Below are 18,326 nucleotides of genomic sequence, written 5' to 3'. Positions count from 1 at the left end.
AAGAACTCCGTTTTAATGTGTCATTTCGATTATATATAGTCGATGTTTATTCGATTTACATCACGGTATCCGCGCTAATTCCCAAGTTTTGCAAAACTCCGACTCAAAAGAAAGCCCGATCACGGCGCGTGACTGAAAATGACAAATAGATTGGTATGTGGTCCAACAGATCATTTCAGCCCCAGCAGTGCTTTGATCATCTGGCTGTCAGCGTCCGCCAATGCATCAATCACATCAAAGTGGTGCTTGCCTTCCTCAACCGTTCTGCGCGCACCCCATGCGCGTGAAAGCTTTTCGGCCTGTTCCAGAAATGCAGGACGCTCATCACTACCGACCCAGATTGTCACGTCCAGCCCGTGCGGGGGCTGCATATTTACAGGGCTTTCAGCACGTGCCTCTGCCGCGTCGATGGCCAGTACGGTATTCATGCTTGTGTCCATCAGTGGCGTCAGGTCAGCCACGGGCGAAATCGGGACAATCTGCTTGATACGCTCACGAATTTCAGACGGAAGGATCAGCGGATCGGTCATGCGGCACACCAGATGCCCCCCCGCCGAATGACCGGCAAGGGCGAGCGGCCCGAATGTGCGATCCGCAATGCGGGTGACGGCGGCGGATATCTGGCGGGTAATCTCGCTGATGCGCACGTCAGGGCACAGATCATAACTGGGCATCGCAACGGCCCAGCCACGCGCCAACGCTCCGGCCGCAAGGTGCGACCAGTACGAAGCATCAAACGCCTTCCAGTAGCCGCCATGGACAAAGATCACCGTGCCGCGGGATACGCCTTCGGGCTGGAACATATCAAACGTCTGCCGCTCTGACGGGCCGTATGATACGCCCAGTTGCGCACGCGCGCCCAGCGCCTCGCGGAACTCTTTCGCGGCCTTCTCCCAACGCGGTGGAAAAGCATCTGCGCCCTCTATATGGGCGGCGTTGGCATAGGCATCATCCAGCTTCATCGCGCGGATCCTCTCAATGTGAACTGGACAATCATAGCCATTGTTGCTTTGGGTTCCCAGACGAATTCAAGGAGAATGCATATGACTGCTGCCGCAACTGACCTGAAATCCATACTTAAAGACCCCAGCCTGTTGGAAACCCGCGCTTATATTGGCGGCGAATGGGTGGACGGCGAAGATGGGACTTTCGACGTGACCAACCCTTCGCGCGGTGATGTGATCGCACAAGTCGCGAATCTGAGCCGTGCGCAGGTTGCCGGTGCCATTGCGCAAGCGGAAGCGGCGCAAAAAGAATGGGCAAGCTGGACAGGCAAGGAGCGCGCAAATGTGATGCGCAAGTGGTTCGACCTGATGATGGAAAATCAGGACGATCTGGGTGCCATCCTGACCGCCGAGCAAGGCAAACCGCTGCCCGAGGCCAAAGGCGAGATTGCCTATGGCGCGTCGTTCATCGAGTTTTTCGGAGAGCAGGCAAAGCGTGTTTACGGCGAGACAATTCCCGGCCACCAGCGTGACAAGCGGATCACCGTGATCAAACAGCCGATCGGCGTTGCCGCGTCAATCACGCCGTGGAACTTTCCCAACGCGATGATCACGCGCAAGGCCGCCCCTGCATTGGCTGCCGGTTGTTCGTTCGTCGCGCGCCCTGCTGCCGAAACGCCGCTTTCGGCGATTGTGATGGGTGTGTTGGCCGAACGTGCAGGCATCCCCGCGGGAGTGTTCAACGTGGTGCCGTCAAAATCATCCTCCGCGGTGGGCAAGGAATTCTGCGAAAACCCGGCTGTGCGGAAACTGACATTCACAGGCTCTACCGAAGTGGGACGCATCCTGCTGAAACAAGCCGCTGATCAGGTGATGAAATGTTCGATGGAGCTCGGCGGCAACGCGCCGTTCATCGTGTTTGATGATGCCGATCTGGACGCCGCTGTCGAAGGCGCGATCCTGTGTAAATTCCGCAATAACGGCCAGACCTGCGTGTGTGCGAACCGGATTTACGTGCAGGCCGGTGTCTATGATGCCTTCACTGAAAAGCTGACTGCCGCTGTGAAAAAGATGAAAGTCGGTGACGGTTTTGAATCCGGTGTGGACCTGGGGCCGCTGATCAATCCCGATGCGGGCGAGAAGGTCAAAGAGCATATCGAGGATGCGAAATCCAAAGGCGGTACTGTTGTTCTGGGCAACGATGGCACGATGGACGGTAACTTCCTCGCGCCCACGATCATCACCGGCGTGACACAGGACATGATGGTTGCCACAGAAGAAACATTCGGCCCGCTTGCGCCGCTGTTCAAATTCGATACCGTTGACGATGTGATCGCTATGGCGAACGACACGATCTTTGGCCTGGCAAGCTATTTCTACGCAAAAGACCTGAGCCGTGTGTACAAGGTGGCCGAAGCGCTGGAATACGGCATCGTTGGCGTGAACACCGGCATCATTTCAACCGAGGTCGCGCCGTTTGGCGGCGTAAAGCAATCCGGTCTTGGCCGCGAAGGCAGCCACCACGGGATCGAGGACTATCTGGAAATGAAATACATCTGCATGAGCGTCTGATCGACACCGCGTTTGCAAAACAAGATGGCCCAACGCAGCGTCCTGCGTTGGGCCTTTGTCATTTCAGGGGGCTGTTTTAGCGCCCTTTACCTGATCGTTGATGCCATGCCTCCGGCAAGAGGCCAGCAGCCTTAGTTCACAGACTTCGCGTCTACCACGTCTTTGGTAATGCTTGGCGTGTCGGTCGCGATCTGGATCTGGCGCGGCTTCAGGGCTTCGGGAACCTGACGCTCCATCTCGATATGCAGCATGCCATCAGAGTGGGTGGCACCGGTTACCACAACGTGGTCGGCCAGATGGAAGCGGCGCTCGAACGCGCGGGTCGCGATGCCACGGTGCAGATAGGTTTTATCCGCATCTTCATCCGCTTTGCGCGCAGACACGATCAGCGATTTCTCCCGCACTTCAACGCTTAGATCAGCCTCAGAAAAGCCTGCAACGGCAATCGAAATCCGGTAGGCATCATCTTCGAGCTTTTCAATGTTGTAAGGCGGATAGGTTGGCTGGCTGGTTTCGGCAGTCAGCACACGATCCATCAGATTGGCAATCTGGTCAAAGCCGACTGTGGAGCGGTATAGGGGTGCAAAATCAAAATTGCGCATGTGTTCATCCTCATCTTAGAGCGATTATCGGTTAGAGCCTTCCACAATTGGACAGGCCCGTTTTCGAAATGCCAAAACCCTGAAAAGGCGTTCTGACTGCACTAATGTGGGGACTGGTATTGCGGTTTCAAGACCCGCCGGAGCGGATGAATTTTGCACCGCCACTGGCGCGTGTGCCGACCCCGATCCGGCGCAATTGCGCCTTTGGCGGCGCGCCTTCGGCGATCATCTTCGCCTTGAGACGTGTCACAAGTGCAGGCAACGCCATTCCCGTTGTACGCCGTGTGCCATCAATCTCGACAGAACCCGATACAATAGAAGCGATCCGGGTTTTGGTCCCGTCCCGCCGGAAGACCGGTGCGCCCGACGACCCGAAAGTTGTATTACAATCCATCACCATAGCGCCGCGGTAACTGTCAAGAACTTGGCAGGTGTGTTGCAGTGACGGCAGGCTGTCGCGCCCTCGACCATAAGAAACCACGCTAACCTCGCCGCGCCGCATCGGGCGCGGTTCAACAATAAACGGGTCAATGATGTGAGTGGCGATCGGCGTACTGAGCCGCAACAGAACAACATCGTTGGCAACCCGCGTCAGCCAATCCCCGCCGCGATACTGATAGGCCTCGGGCAGAACGGTTTGCAAAACCTTGCGCTCTGCCTCAACGCGACCGTTGCGAAAGCCAGCGCGAAACATCAACTCGGACGCGGCGCGGCGTTTTCCGCTCTTTTCAAAAATACAATGTGCCGCACTCAGCACCAGATCGGGCGCAATCAACGTGGCCGTACAATAGCCGCCATCACCGGTTTCAAGGCGGCCTACAGCCTTCCACGGCGATGCCTGTTCGATCCGTTTCAGCCCGATCAAGGGGCTGTCTGCCAGAACCGGCAGCGCCCACAAAAGGGCGAGAACAAGAGCGCTACGGAGAAACAAATTTTGCCCCTGTTCCGTGCCGCTCGCCCACACCGACACGGCGTTCCCCGCGTTTCGCGCCCAGATAAATCGCGCGTCCTGCAACCAGTTCTGCCTGCAATTCGGCCAATGGCTGGCCCAGCGCAGTGCCAAGCGACACTTCTTTCCCCTCCACCTCGGCCTTGGCCGAAACGACGGAGACGATCTGCGCCTCGCCATCCTCGAAGATGAAAATCGGCGCCCCGCTAGAGCCGAAATCAACGGAACAAGACGTGATCAATACCCCGCCCTGCCGCGCCAATACCGCGCAGACCTCTTGCAATGATGGCGCTTCGGCGCGGTCAAGTGCATAGCTCACCACGCCGACACGGTCACCGGCACGGGGGCGCGCGGCGGTTTTGAACGGCTGGATTGACGTGTTCCGTATGGGCTGCACAAGCTCCAGCAAGGCCAGATCATTGCGCACGCGGTCTGACGACAGGGTTTCATCGTACATATAATCCGGGTGAACGACCACCCGTGCAACATCACGATACGCCCCCGCACGCCCGTTCCGCCAGCCGGCCAGAAATTCGATGTGGCCCTCGTCAATCCGCTGGCCCGTATCACTGTCAAACATGCAATGCGCGGCAGTCAGGACCAGCTTCGGTGCAATCAATGCGCCGGTGCAAAACCCCTTGCCGTTGATATCCAGTCGGCCGACAGCTTCCCACGCTTTTGCGTCATCACCGTTATCAAGCCGCTTTAGCCCTGCGTTACCAGCATGCGCACCAGAGGTGAGCAATAGACCAATCGCTGCCAAGGCCAACCATTGCCGCAAACCGGAGTCCTCCCAAGAAATTAAGTTGATACCCGCGCATATCTTCAGGTTGAGGCAAAATTAGGGCAAAGCAGTTAACGCAAGCGTGGTATTTTATCTTTTTGCAGAATTTCGCCATCCAGCGCCGGCGGTTTTGGCCCGCCCCACGCCCAATCCAGCAGTTCGACCGTGTGGACCACCGGCACCGACGCGGCAGAGCCGATCTGCATCATACATCCAATGTTACCCGCTGCGATTACATCAGGTTTTTTTGCCTCCAACGTCCTAACTTTACGTTGTTTTAGCTGCCCCGAGATTTCGGGCTGCATCAAATTGTAAGTTCCGGCGGAGCCGCAACACAGATGGGAATCCGCTGGCTCGACCACCGTGAAGCCCGCGTTTTTCAACAGCGTCTTCGGATGCGTTTTGATCTGCTGCCCATGCTGTAGGGAACACGCGGCGTGATAGGCCACAACCAGTTCCTCCGGCGCGCCGAGCGGTTTTTTCTCAGTGGTTTTCGCTTCACCATCTGCGACTGTAAGGGTCATTAGGACCTCACTGACATCCTGTGCAACCGCTGCAACCCGCGCCGCATCAACAGCCAATGGCGTGTTGCGGAACATGTGGCCGTAGTCCTTTACTGTCGTTCCACACCCAGAGGTATTGATCACAATCGCATCAAGCCCACCCTGATCCATCTCACGCACCCAAGCACGGATATTTTTAGCCGCACTTGCATGGCTTTCGTCTGTCTTTCCCATGTGATGCGTCAGGGCACCGCAGCATCCGGCCCCTTCTGCAACGACAACCTCGGCACCCAAGCGCGTCAGCAGCCGAATGGTTGCATCGTTAATATCTGTGTTCAGGGCTTTTTGCGCACAGCCTGTCATCAGCGCCACGCGCATCCGCCTGGGCGCGGTCGCCGCAAACGTCTGCGGGTCGTCATTTCGGCTCACCGGGGGGATCGCGTCGGGCGCCATTTCAAGCATCGCACGCAAGCGTGCATCAGGCATAATCCGCGCAAAAGGTCGCCCGATTTTCGCCCCCACCAGCGCCAGCCGGAACCGCATCGGATACGGCAATATCCGCGCCAGCATCCAGCGCAAGGCGCGATCCGACAGCGGACGTTTGTAACGCTGTTCGATATAGTCACGGGCGTGGTCCACCAGATGCATGTAATGCACACCTGACGGGCAGGTTGTCATACAGGCCAGACAACTCAGGCACCGGTCGATGTGTTTGACTGTTTTTGCATCCGGCACACGCTCGTTCTCTAGCATATCCTTGATCAGATAAATCCGGCCACGCGGGCTGTCCAGCTCATCCCCCAAAACCTGATAGGTCGGGCAGGTCGCGGTGCAAAACCCGCAATGCACACAGGCCCGCAAAATATCATTGGCGCGGCTGGTCGCAGGGTCTTCCAGTTGTTCTTGTGTAAAGTTTGTTTGCATACTGTGCCCCTAAACAGCCAGCATACTGGCACTGGCCAGCCCGAACCATGGCATCGTTGTTCCCAGCGCGCCAATCACCGACGTCCAGCGCCGCATATGCAGGCCATTGTCTATCCGCCGGAACGCCTGCGCACCGTAGGCCAGCACACCGATCCACCCTCCCCAGATGAATGCAATGCCGGCACCGGTGACCAGAACATCCCGCCCCCACATATCTGCGAAGCCGTAGCGCAATGTCAGCCCCGTTGCAGCACACAAGGCCGTAAACAATGCCAAACGCCGGAATGCAGCAGGCGACGGGCCACCACGTGTTAACGCGCGAAAGGCCAATGGACCCCCGACAAACACCATCAAAAACAATATAGAATAGATCAACTCATCAGCCCCGCATTTAACAAACCACGCGGATCGAAGCGCGCACGCAGTCCCGCAGTGATCCGCGCAACGCCCACAGCTTCAGGCTCGAAAACAGGCCGCACATTACCGCGCACCACAGTTGCGTGACCGTCATACTCCCCCAGTGCCGCGCGTAAATCATGTCCCGCCGGTGTCCGCAGCCAGATCAAACCGCCCGCCCAGTCATACCGCACAGCCCTAGCACCTGATCTGGCCGCCAGTTCAGGTGCTGCCGACGGCTTGCACGAAACACGCCAGACATCTTCGTCCACCATCGCAAACCCTTCAAGATCACGCCACCTGCGCCAACGCGCCGCACCTTCGCTCTCGATAGAAGTCTCCCCCCCCAGCAGAGCCTGCAATGCCCCGGTGCGATACCTGACCGAATCCGTAAACCCTTCAATCCGCAACATGGTTTCGCGCGTTGCTGGATCATGCGCAGCCGCAGACACCTCGAACGGACTGCCCAGCGCCCTGGCAAGCGCAGCGACAGCCGCCTCATCTTCCAAACCGTGAAGGATCAATGTCGCATCGGTCTCCGGCCGTGGCAAAACCTTGAACGAAACCTCGCTCAATACGCCTAAGGTTCCGAACGCCCCCGACATCAACTTTACCAGATCATAGCCGGTGACGTTTTTCATCACCCGACCACCGTTTTTCACAATCTGCCCCGCGCCATCTACATATCGCACACCCAGCAAAAAATCACGCGCCGCCCCAACAGATATCCGACGCGGTCCACTTATATTCGCTGCAAATACGCCACCAATCGTCGGCGTGCCCTGCGTGCCCAACAACACCCGATGATCCATCGGTTCGAATGCCAGCCTCTGGTTTTCCTGCCCCAGAACCTCCTCAATTTCCGCAACCGGCGTACCAGCGCGCGCAACAACAGTCATCGCACCCGGTTCATAAAGGGTAATACCCGATACCGCCGCCATGCTCAGCCCGACACCGGAACATCCCATCCCGCGCGTACCACCACCCCGAATAGCCAACGGTCCGTCAGAACTGCGGATGATCTCCGCCAATTCGTCTTCAGTCTGGGGATGATGCATATTTCTTTTGGCCCTAAATATCCCGGAGGGTTTGGGAGGCTGGCCTCCCAATTCAACAGTTACGCCGCAGCGTCCGGCACATGCCGGCGCGCGTCAGACACATCAAGCGGAAAAACCTTGGCAGGGTTCAACAACCATTGCGGGTCAAACACGTCCTTCACTGCCATCTGCGCTTCCAAATCAGTTACACTATACTGCACATGCATCAGATCACGCTTTTCGATCCCGACACCGTGTTCTCCCGTCAGGCATCCCCCCACTTCAACACACAACTTAAGGATCTCGGCACCGAATGCCTCGCACAGTTCCAGATCACCGGGTTTGTTTGCATCAAACAGGATCAGCGGATGCATGTTGCCGTCACCGGCATGGAATACATTCCCCACTTTCAGTCCGAATTCTTCCGACATCTCGCCGATCCGGCGCAGCACATGCGGCAAGCTCGACACGGGTATGGTTCCATCCAGACACATATAATCGTTGATCTGCCCCATCGCGCCAAACGCGCTTTTGCGTCCCAGCCAGATCGCTGCACTTTCTTCGGCAGACCGGCTCTGGCGCAGTTCAACGGGATGATGACGGCGCGCGATGTCCATGATCAGCTCAAGCTGGTGGTCAATCTCCGCATCCGAGCCTTCAACCTCGACGATCAACAACGCCTCACACATAGGATAGCCTGCCTTGGCGAAGGCTTCGGTCGCTTCGATACAGGGACGATCCATGAATTCGATCGCAACAGGCAGGACACCTGCCTTGATGATATCGGTGACACAAGCACCGGCGACTTCGCTGTCGTCAAACCCCATCAGCACAGGTCGCGCGCCTTCGGGTTTGTGCAGAATGCGCAGTGTTGCTTCGGTCACAACACCCAATTGCCCCTCAGAGCCGCAGATGACGCCTAGCAGGTCCAGCCCGCCTGCATCCAGATAGCTGCCGCCGATTTGAACAATCTCGCCATCCATCATCACCATCTTGACGCCCATCAGGTTATTGGTTGTCACGCCGTATTTCAGGCAATGCGCCCCACCCGAATTCATCGCGATGTTGCCTGCAATGGCGCAGGCAAGCTGGCTTGAGGGATCGGGTGCGTAGAAAAATCCGTCTTCTTCCACCGCGCCTGTCACGCTGAGGTTGGTGCGTCCGGTCTGGACCCGGATGAACCGGTTGTCATAATCCGTCTCGATCACATCGTTCATGCGCGCCACGCCAAGAACCACACAATCCGCTGTCGGCAGCGCACCACCAGCCAACGATGTGCCCGACCCGCGCGGGACAACGGGAACACTTTCTTCATGGCAGATACGCAAAACGGCCGACACTTCCTCGGTGCTGGCGGGCAGCACGACAACCATTGGCGCGCAGCGATACGCTGTAAGCGCATCACATTCATAGGCGCGGGTCTGCGCAAGATCGTGGATCACTGCATCGGCGGCCAGCACAGCCTTCAACCGTTCAACCACACGCGCTTTGCGGGCCAGCACAGCGGAATTCGGGGTCGGCATTTCCATAGAATACTCCAATGCGGTCCGGCACGGTAAGTCTGGTAAAATACTATTACCAATAAGGGGTCAGAGCAAGTTTACTACCTGTAGCCATCTTGCTCCGTTCATAGCTAAAGGGCTAGGCAAAACTGTTTTACAGAAGATAAACATTCCCCCGAAATTTTGAAACTGACCGATTGCGATTACACAGCTGGGATATCCTCACGCGGTTACAGTTTCCGCATCAGCGCCTGTTAAAATAACGGCAGAAATTCGCTGCCCTATCCAAAGTGCCTCTTGGAAGACTAACACAGGCTGCATATATCAACTTCCTGTATTTGGAAAATGATCATGATTAAAAAAGCCCTTCTCACATTTGCGCTGACAGCGTCACCCGCATTGGCTGATCCGGCCACTGTCCAGCATGTAAATGTCAGTAAATCCGGCCCTGCCTATACGTTTAGCGTAACAGTGCTTCACTCCGACAAAGGGTGGGATGATTATGCGGATGCATGGCGTATCAAGGATATGGACGGCAACATTCTGGGTGAGCGCGATCTTGCACATCCCCACGTTGACGAACAACCGTTCACGCGCTCGCTGTCCGGAGTGAAAATTCCGGCGGGTGTCGATACAGTTGTGATCGAAGTTCGCGACACCGCCACCGGCTGGTCACCGAACACAAAAACGATAAAACTGCCCTAAACCCGGTGATAGGGCCCGCCCGACAGGATTGAGGCCGCGCGGTACAGCTGCTCGGCCAGCATGACGCGCACCATCATATGCGGCCAGACCATTGACCCGAATGACAAAAGGTGGTCGGCCTGCGCGCGCAGTTCGGGATCGATGCCATCAGCGCCACCGATCACAAACGCCAGATCGCTACGCCCGGTATCGCGCCATCCGGCAATACGACGGGCAAATTTGGGCGATGTTTCAACCACGCCTCGTTCGTCCAGCGCACAGATAACAGCGCCTTGCGGCACGGCACGGCGCAACAGCGCCGCTTCTGCCGACATGCCGCCGCCTTTTCTGTCGTCCACCTCCAAAACAGAAACCGGCCCGAGGGATAGCCCGCGGCCGGTTCTGTCGAATCGTTTGAGGTAGTCGTCGATCAGCGTTTTCTCAGGGCCGGCACGCAGCCGCCCGACGGCACAAATCTGCACCTTCATCCGCGATCAGGAAGCGGCATCGGGCTGCGGCAGCCACATTTTTTCAAGCTGGTAGAATTCACGCACTTCGGGGCGGAACACATGGACGATAACATCACCCGTGTCGATAAGTACCCAGTCGCCCGAATCCTTGCCTTCAACCCGCACGGAATGGCCAAATTCGTCCTTGACCCGCTGCGCTAGTTTTTCGGAAATGGATGTCACCTGACGGGTCGACCGACCCGAGCAGATGACCATATGATCACCGATTTCGGTTTTTTCGCGCAGATCAATCTGCACGATGTCTTCTGCCTTGTCGTCATGAAGCGACGAAAGGACCGTTTCCAACAACAGATCGCTGGTGGCTTTCTTGTGGCCAGCCATTACGACTGCACCGTTGAGCGCAGGCGCACCTGCTTGAGTTTGAGTAGACAGGACATTGTCCTCCTTTTGTCGCGCCGCCAGACCCCCGGCGCTGGGGATTGATCGGTAGTTAGCAACGCAAGTGCCGCATTTCAATGACACGGGCGATTATACCTGCCCTACTGTCATGTTCTGTGGCGATTTTGTCCACGTCAATCTTTCTCCAGCATACGCACTTCGCGCTGGGGGAACGGGATGGAGATATCGTTCTCTTTAAACGCGTCCCACAGGGCGAGATAGACATTGCCCCTGATGTTGGTCAGGCCGCCGGTGGGGTCCCTGATCCAGAAGCGCAGGATATAATCCACACTGCTGTCGCCAAAGCCGACGATATGGCAGACCGGTGCCTTGCTGGCCAGAACACGCGGGACAGAGGAGGCTGCCTCAATCGCCAGTTTGCGCACCACATGCGGATCGTCGCCGTAGGCAGTACCGAAATAGATATCCAGCCGCACAAAATCATTTGAGTGCGACCAGTTGACCACCTGCCCCGTGATCAGGTCTTCGTTCGGGATCAGGTATTCTTTACCGTCGCGCGTGACGACAGAGGCGTATCGCGCGCCCAGTGTCTGGATCCAGCCGAATGTTTCGCCCAGACTGATCACATCCCCCGGCTTGATGGACTTATCCAGAAGGATGATCACCCCCGACACAAGATTCGACACCACTTTTTGCAAACCGAAACCGAGGCCGACACCGATGGCACCGGATAGAACCGCAAGACCCGTCAGATCAATGCCAACGGCCTTTACGCCCAGATAAAAGGCAATGCCGTACATCGCCAGTTGCACACCCTTGACGGCAAGCACCTGCATGGAGGGGCTGATATCTTCGTTGCGCCGGATGGTGCTGGCTGTCGCCTGTGAGGCAATCCGCGCCAGCATCACCAGCGCACCGATCACAACGACAGCGGTGATCAGCGTCAGAACTGACAGGCGGAAATCACCCAGTTGCACGGCGATCCGGTCGAGAAACGCCGCAACATCATCAGAGACATTCAGCAGATAGAGTGTGCCGTAAATCCACAGTGACCACGTCACGGTCCGCCGCAGCGGACGGTTGCGCACCAGACGCGCGGCAAAAGCAATGCACAGCCACACAAACGCAAGCTGCCCGACAACCCCGATCAGATAGGAACGGGACGGCCACATGATATTCTGCATTACGAAATAGATAATTCCGATTATCAGGCAGAACCAGATCAGGCCCAACCGTCGCTTGATCTGGACGATCATGCGCAGCTGCCACTTTTGCCACCCCTCGCGCGAGCGCACCCATTCCTGCAGGGCCGCGCCGCTTCTGGTGTGCAGCGCCCATGAAACCAACGCCACAACCACAATGATGATCACCTGATTGCGCCGCCATCCCGGTTCTATCACATCCGTAAGAAAGCCCATCGCGTTGGCCCAGAATACCTGTAGGGACGCGGTAAATTCGGCAAACGGATCGGTCGGGTCTTGCATGTGTGCTCCTTAATGAAAAAAATCGTCGCATGAAGGGCGAATGCCTGCAACCCTTGCAGCGTTGCGCAATGCGCTGTATCTGCTGTGCTTATGAAACACGTCTTCAACCAGACTGACCGCGCCCGCCTGCGCGAACGCTTTTTCGGAGCGACGCGCACAGTGCTGGCACGGCTATAAACCGTCCTGCGCAATTGCGCGGCTGCACCAACCTGCTGTTCATTACACTCACATCATCCAAGGGAGAGGACCGATATGTCCCCCACGAATTCCCCCAAAACGCTTTATGATAAAATCTGGAACGCGCATGTCGCCCATGAGGCCGACGACGGAACCTGCCTTTTGTATATCGACCGCCATCTGGTGCATGAGGTCACCAGCCCGCAGGCGTTTGAAGGTTTGCGCATGACCAACCGTCCGGTGCGCGCGCCGGACAAAACGATTGCGGTGCCCGATCACAACGTCCCTACCACGCTGGACCGTGCCAATGCGGCCACAATGACCGAAGACAGCCGTATTCAGGTTGAAGCGCTGGACAAGAACGCCAAGGATTTCGGCATCCACTACTACCCCGTTTCAGATGTGCGTCAGGGGATTGTGCATATCGTCGGCCCCGAGCAGGGCTGGACCCTGCCCGGCATGACCGTGGTATGCGGTGATAGCCACACCGCCACACACGGCGCGTTCGGCGCGTTGGCGCATGGCATCGGCACCTCCGAGGTTGAGCATGTTCTGGCGACACAAACGCTGATCCAGAAGAAATCCAAAAACATGAAGGTCGAGATCACCGGCAAACTGCGTCCCGGTGTGACAGCAAAAGACATCACCCTGTCGGTGATCGGCGAAACCGGCACCGCTGGCGGCACCGGCTATGTCATCGAATATTGCGGCGAGGCGATTCGCGATCTGTCGATGGAGGGCCGCATGACGGTCTGCAACATGGCAATCGAGGGCGGCGCACGCGCTGGCCTGATTGCGCCGGACGAAAAAACATTCGAATACTGCATGGGCCGCCCCCACGCACCGAAAGGCGCGCAATGGGAAGCCGCCCTTGCATGGTGGAAAACGCTGTACTCCGACGACGACGCCCACTGGGACAAGATCATCACACTGAAAGGCGAAGACATCGCACCTGTGGTCACGTGGGGTACTTCCCCCGAGGACGTGCTGCCGATCACTGCCAACGTCCCCGCCGCATCCGATTTTGAGGGTGGCAAGGTGGGCGCGGCCCAGCGGTCGCTTGAATATATGGGCCTGACGGCTGGTATGCCTTTGACAGACGTGGAAATCGATACCGTGTTCATCGGGTCTTGCACCAATGGTCGCATTGAGGATCTGCGCGCAGCGGCGGCAATCCTGAAGGGCAAGAAGATCAAGGAAGGTATGCGCGCCATGATCGTACCCGGTTCGGGGCTGGTGCGTGCGCAAGCCGAGGAAGAAGGGCTGGCCGATATCTTCATCGACGCCGGATTCGAGTGGCGTCTGGCAGGTTGTTCCATGTGTCTGGCCATGAACCCCGACCAACTGGCGCCGGGCGAGCGGTGTGCCGCCACCTCCAACCGCAACTTCGAGGGCCGTCAGGGCCGTGGCGGACGCACACACCTGATGTCGCCCGCGATGGCAGCGGCCGCGGCAATCACCGGAAAGCTGACCGATGTGCGCGATTTGATGGGCGAAAGCGCCTGAAATGAACAAGGCACTGTTCGAGAAACGCTATGATGCAGGGACCGCGGCGGAGTACCGCATCCGGTCAAGCAACCCGCGCACCCTGCGCTTGGCGATTCCCGGATTTGTCTTCTTTATGCTTTTGGCCGTGGGATGCTTTTCCGCGATGGCGATCCTGCAGCGACATGAAATATGGTTTGCTGCGGGATTTGCCATCGGGATTGCGTCCGCAATCGGCTGGATGTTCTTCGCCCTTACTTATGGCAAACGCCATTTCGAACAAGATGCTACGCCCCGTGCCAAAGCACGCAGCGGCATCGAAAAAGGAAACCAGACATGAACAAATTCACCACCCTTAGCGGCATCGCAGCCCCCATGCCGCTGATCAATATCGACACCGATATGATCATCCCCAAACAGTTCTTGAAAACGATCAAGCGTTCCGGCCTTGGCGTGAACCTGTTTGACGAAATGCGCTATGATGACGACCGAAACGAAATTCCCGATTTCGTGCTGAACAAACCCCAGTATCGCGATGCGCAAATCCTTGTGGCGGGCGACAACTTCGGCTGTGGCTCCTCGCGCGAGCACGCGCCATGGGCGATCGCCGATTTCGGCATTACCTGCATCATCGCACCCAGCTATGCGGATATCTTTTATAACAACTGCTTCAAAAACGGCATCCTGCCCATCGTGCTGCCCCAGGAGCAGGTTGATGTGTTGATGAAAGATGCGGAAAAAGGTGCCAATGCGCGGATCGAAGTTGATCTGGAAAGCCAGACCATAACCTCCTCGGATGGTGATGTGTTCACCTTTGATGTTGATCCGTTCAAAAAACATTGTCTGATGAACGGCCTGGACGATATCGGCCTGACCATGGAAAAAGAGGCATCCATCAACGCATTCGAAGCGGCAGCCACACAAAGCCGTCCTTGGGTTTAGGCTGAAAGCTAACCCTAAATTAAACTTCTTCCAAAATATCGAAGATGTCCTAGTGGGCACAAACACTGTGCCCACTAGATATTGCGATTGCCATAATTACGCCGCTGAAATGATGCAAGATCGCACCACCCTCTCCCTCAAAACGCCCCGCCCATACGGTCATGTGACGTAATAGTCTTGAGAACTAAGGCGAAAGAAGGCACGATTGTGACAACAATGAGGCAGGCCTTCTCGACCCGAAGGCATCAAGTTGGGACAAGCACGCGGCAAACGCGGCTGGCCAGTTTGAAAGGGATAGAACGTTGATTGTACGAATGACCAGCGCCGTGGCGCGTGGACTTTTAGTGGCGATTTTGATCATGACACCGGCTCTTGTGTTGCCGGGTCTTGCTAATGATTCAACGCAAGTTGTTTTACTGGTGGCGCTGCTCGCTGCGGTATTGACGTTTGTCGAATACAATTCGGTGTTCCCAAGTATCGTAGAATTCAGGGATGCAGCCCCGTTCAACCGCCTGCGTTTTGCATCTCTTTTTGCAACTGTTTTCCTGCTCAGCGCGATCCTGAAAGGAATGAGCGACCCGACAGCGTTGACAAACGCGCTGACCTCGATCGGAACGATTGTAGGCAATGCGATAGATTTTCCATACTCTCCTGTCCGTCTTGTGGTGCTGATGCTGCCGCCGGATGCGTCCTATGAAACCATCAGTTTCGTGCGCACTGCGGCGGGTCTGTCCTATATGATCTCGCTCATCGCGATGACCGCATTTCTGATCCTTGTCCGCGTCCTGAACTGGCCCGCACGGTCCGGCGCGTTCAATGTCTGGGTCAACCTGCCCTTGTTTGACCCGACCGCAGGCGGTGACGTGCTGGAGCGGTTGCAGCGTGATGCACGTGTGAATATCGCGCTTGGGTTCCTTTTGCCTTTCCTCGTGCCTGCTGTGGTCAAGCTGGGTGCCGGTCTGCTAGACCCTGTTACATTGCAAAACCCGCAAACACTGATCTGGACAATCGCAGCATGGGCCTTCCTTCCGGCAAGCATCATCATGCGCGGTATTGCCATGGGCAAAATCGCCGACATGATCGAAGAAAAACGCAAACGCACCTATGCCGAAGCAGAGAGCGGGCTGCAAACGGCCTGATCCGCGCTCTGTTTGCGGCGGTGATGGCTTTTGCCGCTACCGCCGCTGACGCACAGGACACCACCGTTCGCATTGCAACGTTCAACGCAGAGCTGAAGCGCAAAGGCCCCGGCCTGTTGTTGCGCGATATCCTGAAAGGCAAAGACCCGCAGATTGCCGCCTTCAAGACTGTTTTGCTGGATGTGCGGCCTGACATCATCGCCCTGCAGGGTATCGACTACGATCTGCGCGCCACTGCCCTGAACGCGCTGGCCGATGATCTGGCAAAGTCGGGCATTTCCTATCCTCACCGGTTTACCGCCGCACCCAATGCAGGGCAGACCAGCGGCATGGACCTGAACGGAAATGGCAGGCTGGGCGATGCAGATGATGCCCACGGTTACGGGCGGTTCAACGGCGCGGGCGGTATGGCGGTGCTGTCCCGTTTTCCCATCCAGCAAGACGCGGTTGAAGATTATACCGCTATGCTGTGGCGCGACCTTCCAGATAATATCTACCCTATGAAAGACGGCGCGCCCTTTGGCGGCGATGACATCTATCAGGTGCATCGCCTTTCCACGCGGGGGCATTGGATAGTGCCTGTTGTCACACCCGACTTCGGCACCCTTCGCCTGATGACGTTTCACGCAACGCCCCCTGTTTATGACGGCCCCGAGGATCGCAACGGCAGGCGCAACCATGACGAGGCGGCATTCTGGCTACATTACATGGTGGATGACAAAAGCGGCCTGCCATTCGTCCTGTCAGGCACAAGCAACACAGACCCCGCGCGCGGCAATGGCAGACCGGCGGCAATGATTGCGCTGCTTGATCACCCCAAGCTGCAAAACCCTTTTGACGACACCCCGACCGCCGATTTCAAAGAGCCTGTTCCAGGCGATTTGCGGGTCGATTACCTGCTGCCCTCGACCGGTTGGCGCGTGGTTGATCACGGCATGGTCACGGCCCCCGCCGCAAGCCGCCACAGCCTGCTGTGGGTGGACATCGCGCCCCGCAATCCTTGACGCCCAACCCTGCGCGCGCTACGCCACCTGCAACCAATTCTCAGGAGCATTTCCCATGTCAAACCCCACTCTTTTGATCCTCGCCGGTGACGGCATCGGCCCCGAGGTCATGGGCCAGGTCACCCGTATCATCGACTGGTTCGGTGAAAAGCGCGATCTGGCATTCGACGTGGAGCATGATCTTGTCGGTGGTGCGGCCTATGACAAGCACGGCACACCGTTGCACGACGATACCATGGCAAAGGCGCTGGAGGCGGACGCGGTACTGCTGGGCGCGGTCGGCGGCCCCAAGTACGACGCACTTGATTTCAGCGTAAAGCCCGAGCGCGGCCTGCTGCGCCTGCGCAAGGAAATGGACCTGTTTTCAAATCTGCGCCCCGCGCAGTGCTTTGACGCGCTGGCGGATTTCTCCTCTCTCAAAAAAGAGCTGATCGCCGGTCTGGACATTATGATCGTGCGGGAGCTGACATCCGGCGTCTATTTCGGAGAGCCGCGCGGCATTTTCGAGGAAGGCAACGAACGTGTCGGCATCAACACGCAGCGCTACACGGAATCAGAGATTGACCGCGTCGCGCGCTCGGCATTCGAACTGGCACGCCGCCGTGGCAACAAGGTTTGCTCGATGGAAAAGGCCAACGTGATGGAGAGCGGCATCCTGTGGCGCGAGGTTGTGCAGCGTGTGCATGATGCCGACTATCCCGATGTCGAGCTGTCGCACATGTACGCTGACAATGGCGCAATGCAGCTGGTGCGCGCGCCCAAACAATTTGACGTGATCCTGACCGACAACCTGTTTGGTGACATCCTGTCCGACTGCGCGGCAATGCTGACGGGGTCGCTGGGCATGCTGCCTTCCGCATCCCTCGGCGCGCCGAATGCCGATGGCCGCCCCAAGGCGCTGTACGAACCCGTACACGGCTCTGCTCCCGACATCACGGGTCAGGGCAAGGCAAACCCGATCGCCTGCATCCTCAGCTTTGCCATGGCGCTGCGGTACTCGTTCGATCAGGGCGAAGAGGCGACACGCCTTGAAAAAGCTGTGGAAAAGGTGCTGGCAGATGGCGCGCGCACAGCCGATCTGATGGGCGAAGAAGGCGGCACACCGATCTCAACCACCGAGATGGGTGACGTGATCCTCGCGGCGCTTGACGCTAGCCTGTAAAAGAACGGTGCGCGCGTCACACCCGCGCGCATCAACGCCCGCCTGAAGATTAGAGCAGAAAACGTCCCGATAAACAGCAGCGGAAACTTCCCAGAGTTCGACAACCGAATTGGGGCAGATCACCGGAGCGGCGTTTGATTTTCTGGCCAGCAGATCAGAGAATAAAC

19 protein-coding genes are annotated in these 18,326 nt (G+C 57.4%); 8 read left to right on the top strand and 11 right to left on the bottom strand.

Going from position 1 to position 18,326, the window contains the following annotated elements; genetic code table 11:
• Positions 1-170: 170 nt before the first annotated feature.
• Complete coding sequence (locus OS189_RS09350) at positions 171-962, bottom strand: hormone-sensitive lipase (RefSeq protein WP_267167047.1); 792 nt, start codon at positions 960-962, stop codon at positions 171-173.
• 81 nt (positions 963-1,043) lie between these two features.
• Between OS189_RS09350 and OS189_RS09345 the strand changes: the two genes are divergently transcribed.
• Positions 1,044-2,516, top strand: a complete 1,473-nt coding sequence (locus tag OS189_RS09345) for an NAD-dependent succinate-semialdehyde dehydrogenase (RefSeq protein ID WP_267167046.1) — start codon at positions 1,044-1,046, stop codon at positions 2,514-2,516.
• Positions 2,517-2,647: 131 nt separating this feature from the next.
• Here the strand turns inward: OS189_RS09345 and OS189_RS09340 are convergent, their stop codons facing one another.
• From OS189_RS09340 to OS189_RS09310, 7 genes are all read right to left on the bottom strand, one after another.
• Positions 2,648-3,118 carry an Hsp20 family protein gene (locus OS189_RS09340; RefSeq protein WP_267167045.1) on the bottom strand — a complete coding sequence of 157 codons (471 nt, stop codon included), beginning with the start codon at positions 3,116-3,118 and terminating at the stop codon, positions 2,648-2,650.
• A 127-nt stretch (positions 3,119-3,245) separates the two neighbouring features.
• Positions 3,246-4,049 (bottom strand): trypsin-like serine peptidase, encoded by an 804-nt coding sequence (locus OS189_RS09335; RefSeq protein WP_267167044.1) that lies wholly within the window; start codon positions 4,047-4,049, stop codon positions 3,246-3,248.
• Positions 4,036-4,848 carry a trypsin-like serine peptidase gene (locus OS189_RS09330; RefSeq protein WP_267167043.1) on the bottom strand — a complete coding sequence of 271 codons (813 nt, stop codon included), beginning with the start codon at positions 4,846-4,848 and terminating at the stop codon, positions 4,036-4,038. Before OS189_RS09330 ends, OS189_RS09335 begins: the two co-directional genes overlap by 14 nt.
• Positions 4,849-4,922: 74 nt before the next feature.
• The gene (gene glcF / locus OS189_RS09325) at positions 4,923-6,278 is read right to left on the bottom strand and encodes a glycolate oxidase subunit GlcF (RefSeq protein ID WP_267167042.1); all 1,356 of its coding nucleotides are present in this window, start codon (positions 6,276-6,278) and stop codon (positions 4,923-4,925) included.
• Positions 6,279-6,287: 9 nt separating this feature from the next.
• Complete coding sequence (locus OS189_RS09320; RefSeq protein ID WP_267167041.1) at positions 6,288-6,653, bottom strand: hypothetical protein; 366 nt, start codon at positions 6,651-6,653, stop codon at positions 6,288-6,290.
• Positions 6,650-7,732 (bottom strand): FAD-binding protein, encoded by a 1,083-nt coding sequence (locus OS189_RS09315; protein ID WP_267167040.1) that lies wholly within the window; start codon positions 7,730-7,732, stop codon positions 6,650-6,652. The genes OS189_RS09320 and OS189_RS09315 overlap by 4 nt, the downstream gene beginning before the upstream one ends.
• Before the next feature lie 59 nt (positions 7,733-7,791).
• A complete protein-coding gene (locus OS189_RS09310) occupies positions 7,792-9,240 on the bottom strand; it encodes an FAD-linked oxidase C-terminal domain-containing protein (RefSeq protein ID WP_267167039.1) in 1,449 nt (482 codons plus the stop codon).
• A gap of 324 nt (positions 9,241-9,564) precedes the next feature.
• Here OS189_RS09310 and OS189_RS09305 point away from each other — a divergent pair, with 324 nt between their 5' ends.
• Complete coding sequence (locus OS189_RS09305; protein ID WP_267167038.1) at positions 9,565-9,918, top strand: hypothetical protein; 354 nt, start codon at positions 9,565-9,567, stop codon at positions 9,916-9,918.
• On the opposite strand, the gene rlmH is transcribed toward OS189_RS09305, so the two are convergent.
• The 3 genes from rlmH to OS189_RS09290 form a co-directional block, all read right to left on the bottom strand.
• Positions 9,915-10,385 (bottom strand): 23S rRNA (pseudouridine(1915)-N(3))-methyltransferase RlmH, encoded by a 471-nt coding sequence (rlmH, locus tag OS189_RS09300; protein WP_267167037.1) that lies wholly within the window; start codon positions 10,383-10,385, stop codon positions 9,915-9,917. The genes OS189_RS09305 and rlmH overlap by 4 nt on opposite strands.
• Before the next feature lie 6 nt (positions 10,386-10,391).
• On the bottom strand, positions 10,392-10,748 hold the full coding sequence (gene rsfS / locus OS189_RS09295; protein WP_267167036.1) for a ribosome silencing factor: 357 nt from the start codon (positions 10,746-10,748) through the stop codon (positions 10,392-10,394).
• 191 nt (positions 10,749-10,939) lie between these two features.
• A complete protein-coding gene (locus tag OS189_RS09290) occupies positions 10,940-12,250 on the bottom strand; it encodes a mechanosensitive ion channel family protein (protein ID WP_267167035.1) in 1,311 nt (436 codons plus the stop codon).
• Positions 12,251-12,502: 252 nt separating this feature from the next.
• Here OS189_RS09290 and leuC point away from each other — a divergent pair, with 252 nt between their 5' ends.
• The 6 genes from leuC to leuB all read left to right on the top strand — a co-directional run bounded on the left by leuC (position 12,503) and on the right by leuB (position 18,159).
• Entirely contained in the window at positions 12,503-13,933 is a 1,431-nt protein-coding gene (gene leuC, locus OS189_RS09285) for a 3-isopropylmalate dehydratase large subunit (RefSeq protein WP_267167034.1), read from the top strand.
• 1 nt (position 13,934) lies between these two features.
• Positions 13,935-14,252, top strand: coding sequence for a hypothetical protein (locus OS189_RS09280; RefSeq protein ID WP_267167033.1), 318 nt, complete (start codon positions 13,935-13,937; stop codon positions 14,250-14,252).
• On the top strand, positions 14,249-14,854 hold the full coding sequence (leuD, locus tag OS189_RS09275; protein WP_267167032.1) for a 3-isopropylmalate dehydratase small subunit: 606 nt from the start codon (positions 14,249-14,251) through the stop codon (positions 14,852-14,854). Before OS189_RS09280 ends, leuD begins: the two co-directional genes overlap by 4 nt.
• A 314-nt stretch (positions 14,855-15,168) precedes the next feature.
• Entirely contained in the window at positions 15,169-15,993 is an 825-nt protein-coding gene (locus OS189_RS09270; protein ID WP_267167031.1) for a hypothetical protein, read from the top strand.
• A 23-nt stretch (positions 15,994-16,016) separates the two neighbouring features.
• Positions 16,017-16,997 (top strand): endonuclease/exonuclease/phosphatase family protein, encoded by a 981-nt coding sequence (locus OS189_RS09265; protein ID WP_267167030.1) that lies wholly within the window; start codon positions 16,017-16,019, stop codon positions 16,995-16,997.
• A 55-nt stretch (positions 16,998-17,052) separates the two neighbouring features.
• Positions 17,053-18,159 (top strand): 3-isopropylmalate dehydrogenase, encoded by a 1,107-nt coding sequence (gene leuB / locus OS189_RS09260; protein WP_267167029.1) that lies wholly within the window; start codon positions 17,053-17,055, stop codon positions 18,157-18,159.
• The last annotated feature ends 167 nt before the right edge of the window (positions 18,160-18,326 follow it).

This window comes from Sulfitobacter sp. F26169L (assembly GCF_026410285.1).
Taxonomy (GTDB): domain Bacteria; phylum Pseudomonadota; class Alphaproteobacteria; order Rhodobacterales; family Rhodobacteraceae; genus Sulfitobacter.
This window is presented reverse-complemented; position numbering and strand designations above follow the sequence as displayed.